Raw genomic sequence first — 4,352 nt, 5'->3', positions numbered from 1 at the left:
ATATAGTTCAGTGTTTGCAGGGAAGTGGGCGATCGTTCAGGTAATGGGAGTATGGAAACAAGAGAATTTTTGAGAAAATAATGTATCTGTTATAGATACACAGATTCTTCCCACATGTTCCAGAACGGTTTTTGTTGCCTGTTCGGTGCATATCCGTGGGGAATCCGTATTTCCTGATGTAATCCCAACTATCATTATCTATCAATTTGTGACATTTTGATAGATTTTGTAACTGAATAACAGGATGCAATATCTGTCACATAGAATCGGACAACAAAACTGCCGTTACGCCTCCGGATGGGCCAGAATAACAATAACAAACAGTATTTGATCTTCACAACCCGGTTTGTTCTCACCCCCACACCACTACAAAAAACCCGCAGAGATGCTCATACAGTTCCTGTGCCTTCTGCCTCATCCGTGTCGTCCGCGGCGGAAACTCCCGCATACCGCAGTGGGCGAAATCATTTCTGATGGTGGATAGTTCTGCCCAGAGATGTGTTGCCTGCTCTTCACAGGGGAGCTGCATGTACCAGTCGGTGAAGATGGTCCGGATATACGGCGAACCCTTCAGGTCCAGAATGGCAGCACCGAAGGTCTGCGACATCTCATAGCGGGTGTCGGGATTCAGCCAGCCGGTATACCGGTCCCCATAACGAATAAGGAGCATGACATTCACCATCCACTCCCGTGAAAAGGTCACCCCCTGGAGCAGAAGGCCGCATTCGACCATAAACCCGATAAGATCAAGCTCTTTTTCCACATGGGCCCAGGTAAGACCCTCATCCTTCTCCGGCCTGCGGATGCCGAGATCGCCTACCTGGCGAATCTCATCGAGCACCTCTACGAGTGGTGGGGTGAAGACCTCCATCTCACCCGTTACGGCATCGATGTCACGGGCAATGCCGGATGCGAGGTTCAGGGCATCAACCGGGCGTGCCATCCGGGTTGCCACCGCAAACCCGTCCAGGGTCCGGGCAAACCGCGAGAGTTTCTCCGGGGCATCCAACCGCCCGGAGAGGTAGGCCTCCTTTGCCGTCCGGTTTGCAAGCCGGTTGATGCCCGCAGCATCCATGGACCGGAGAAAGGCATGCACACTGGTGGTCCAGTCCAGAATGGAGAGAAAGGGTGTCAGGTCCAGAAGAGGAGACGGCTGCCCATCATCCCGGTACTGGCCATAGAAGACATGGGAAATTTCTGCTTTGCCTGTTGTCCGCAGAAACGCTGCAGAGAGAAAACCGACCAGGAGGAGAGAACGGAACCCGTGGGTGATATCAAAGACGATCTCTTCACCATCATTGATGCTGTTTTCGAGCGCCCGGAAGATTGCCCAGAGTTCGTCTTCCGTCTCTCCGTTGGGAATGACCACCAGTTCCGTGGCGACCCCGCAGCCGGAGAGTGCCGCTGAAACGGGTTCCCATGCAGCCTCGCGGGCACCTTCGGTCGCAAAAAGGACGGCACTGTCCACTGTCCCGAGCAGGCGGCAGATGGCCTCCTGCACAAACCGGGTCTCACAGGCTGAAGCACCACAGGTATACGATGTATTTCCGTCCTCCTGCCCGCCCAAAAATGAGATCAGTTTCATTATAAGAGACTGCACCTGCCTTTGCCGTTCTAATGAACCACCTCTTTCTGCTGCACACATGTGCCGCTCAGGACACCTGTGAGAAGAGAAGAAAAACACAGTCCATGTATCTCTCTTCCGGCTCAACGGATATCTATTGTTCGTCTCAGATGCATGTGAGAGAGAAAAAGTCTGAGAGAGAATGCGCTGTCCTGCAGAGAGAAAGAGTCAGCCGGGTTAATTTGATGTATGAATAGAATCCGGAGAGCTTGGCGAATATTTGTAGAAATTTATATAACTGATCACTCCAATCCCAGAACATGCCTTCTGCACCAAAAAAGCAGACAATCGGGCTCTTCCCTTTTATGATGGTGACCCTTGCCATCATCATCACTGTACGGAACATACCCACCCTGTCTGAAGCCGGAATGCAGATGTTTTTCTATATGCTGGTCGCCGTGGTCGGGTATCTGCTCCCCTGTGCTCTTGTGTCTGCAGAACTGGGTTCAGGCTGGCCACAGGCCGGAGGGGTATATGTCTGGGTAAAAGAGGCATTTGGAGAACGTTTCGGCTTTACTGCAATCTGGCTCCAGTGGTTCCAGATGACAATTGGGATGGTGATGCTGCTGACAGCTATCGGCGGGACCCTCGCGTATGCCATTGATACAAATCTTGAGACGAGCAAGCTGTTTATCCTGGCCGTTTCACTTGCAACCTACTGGATTGCCACCATGGTCAATATGAAGGGGCTAAAAACGTCAAGTATGGTCAGCACCTTTTGCGTCTGGCTTGGGGTATTCATACCGGGAATACTGATCATCCTTCTCGGAATAGTGTATGTGATCACAGGAAATCCTATCCATTTTGATACCACCATCAGCACATCAAACATGATCCCCGATATCTTCTCAGTGGGTAATCTGTCGATTCTTATAGGTTTTGTGTTTGTATTTCTGGGACTGGAGGTCTCTGCTGCTCATGTGAACAATCTTGAAAATCCCCAGCACAACTATCCGCTTGCCGTACTGGTAGCCGCCCTGATCACGATTGCAATAAATCTGATTGGTGCTCTTGCTGTGGCATCAGTGATACCTCAGTCCGACATAAACCTGGTGGCAGGAATTATGCAGGCGATTGATCAATTCCTGCAGGTATTCGGATTGACGATTCTCATTCCGGTGATTGCGATTCTGATCGCAGTTGGAGGAGCCGGTCAGATCAGCACATGGGTGCTTGGACCTTCTACCGGTCTTCTGATTACCGGGAAAAAGGGGAACCTCCCCCTTTCTCTGCAACAGGTAAACAAGAACGGTGTTCCAAGAAACCTCCTGATTCTCCAGGCAGGGCTGGTATCATTCTTCTGTCTGATATTTGCCGTCATCCCCGGCATAAACCAGGCATACTGGCAGATACTTGCAATGACGACAATTGTCTACGGGTTCATGTATCTTCTTGTCTATCTGAGTGTCATCAGGCTGAGATATCTTAAACCGGGCATTGAAAGGTCATATAAAATTCCCGGGGGAGTTCCCGGAGTATGGCTGGTTGCAGGACTGGGATTTGCAGTCATGCTGCTTGCAATGATCGTGAGTTTTGTTCCCCCCGAACAGGTGCCGGTTGAAAATATCTCCCTGTATCTGGGTGAGATGGTTGCCGGGACAGTACTGATGATTGCACTGCCATTCGTTATTTATCACCTAAAAAGGCCTTCATGGAAAGATGAAGAGATACCGGATGAGACCGGGGGATCGTAGTGCATGAAAGGGTCCGCAATCAGAATTATTCTGAAAAATCCAGACGTCAGGAAGATACAACAGGAATGATTTAAATGAAAAAGGTAGATGTAGATGCCCTCTTTATAGGGCCAAAATCAGAGAACAGAGATTATTTTAAGGGAATGCTGAACTTCCTTGTAGATGAACATCTTTTCTGGCGGAGAGATTTTCATCCCAATGATCAGGAATACATTAAGATCAGGGAGAGATACAGTGAGGATTTCATGCTCACCCAGGAGCGTATGACAGAGACCCTTCACGAGCTCTCTTCAAGACTGAAGGAATCATCCATGCCATGGGCATCCCCACGATATCTCGGCCATATGAACAGCGATACCCTGGCAGTTGCAAACCTTGCCTATCTTACAACCATTCTCTACAATCCGAACAATGTTGCGTATGAAGCCTCACCAGTCACTACCGCACTGGAGATAGAAGCTGGAAAACAGCTCGCTGAAATGCTTGGATATGATCCCGGGAAGAGCTGGGGGCACATCACCTGTGACGGGACGGTGGCAAATTACGAAGCACTATGGCTTGCCCGCAATGTGAAGACGATTCCGCTTGCGATAAAGGAGGTCAAACCTGAACTGGTAAACGGGAAGAGTGAATGGGAGCTTTTAAACACTCCAGTCAGTGAATGCCTCGATATGTTAGACATCCTCAAAAAAGAGGGACTTTTTGAGGCAATAAAAGACCGTTCAGTCAGGGTAAAGGGTATTGATCTGAAAAAATGCGGCAAATTTCTGGTTCCCCAGTCCAGGCACTATTCATGGGTAAAAGCAGCAGACATCTTTGGAATAGGCCAGGAGAATATGGTGCCAATTCAGGTTGATGAACACTTCAGAATGGATTTAGAGCACCTTAAAAAAGTAATTGACGGATTTATTGCAGAGAAAATCCCCATTATGGGTATTGTGGCCGTTGTCGGGACCACTGAGGAAAGAGCAATCGATCATGTGGATACGATCGCTGAAATGCTGGAGGAATATGAACGCAAAGGCGTTTCATGT

The 4,352-nt window shown here is 49.3% G+C and carries 3 protein-coding genes; 2 read left to right on the top strand and 1 reads right to left on the bottom strand.

The window, feature by feature from the left end; genetic code table 11:
* Window positions 1-352 precede the first annotated feature (352 nt).
* Window positions 353-1,585, bottom strand: coding sequence for a TIGR02221 family CRISPR-associated protein (gene csx2 / locus MKMG_RS10770; protein ID WP_165077902.1), 1,233 nt, complete (start codon window positions 1,583-1,585; stop codon window positions 353-355).
* A gap of 299 nt (window positions 1,586-1,884) precedes the next feature.
* On the opposite strand from csx2, the gene MKMG_RS10765 reads away from it, so the two are divergent.
* A complete protein-coding gene (locus MKMG_RS10765; RefSeq protein WP_165077900.1) occupies window positions 1,885-3,318 on the top strand; it encodes an amino acid permease in 1,434 nt (477 codons plus the stop codon).
* A 74-nt stretch (window positions 3,319-3,392) separates the two neighbouring features.
* Window positions 3,393-4,352, top strand: a 960-nt coding sequence (locus tag MKMG_RS10760; RefSeq protein ID WP_254059174.1) for a pyridoxal-dependent decarboxylase, incomplete at its 3' end; no start/stop codon positions are given.

It is taken from the genome of Methanogenium sp. MK-MG, assembly GCF_009914725.1.
Taxonomy (GTDB): Archaea; Halobacteriota; Methanomicrobia; order Methanomicrobiales; family Methanomicrobiaceae; genus Methanogenium.
This window is presented reverse-complemented; position numbering and strand designations above follow the sequence as displayed.

Bases quoted from the DNA above. Each gene is read 5' to 3' on its own strand.
- MKMG_RS10765 (WP_165077900.1), top strand. From the start codon at position 1,885: ATGCCTTCTGCACCAAAAAAGCAGACAATCGGGCTCTTCCCTTTTATG.
- csx2 (WP_165077902.1), bottom strand. From the start codon at position 1,585: ATGAAACTGATCTCATTTTTGGGCGGGCAGGAGGACGGAAATACATCG.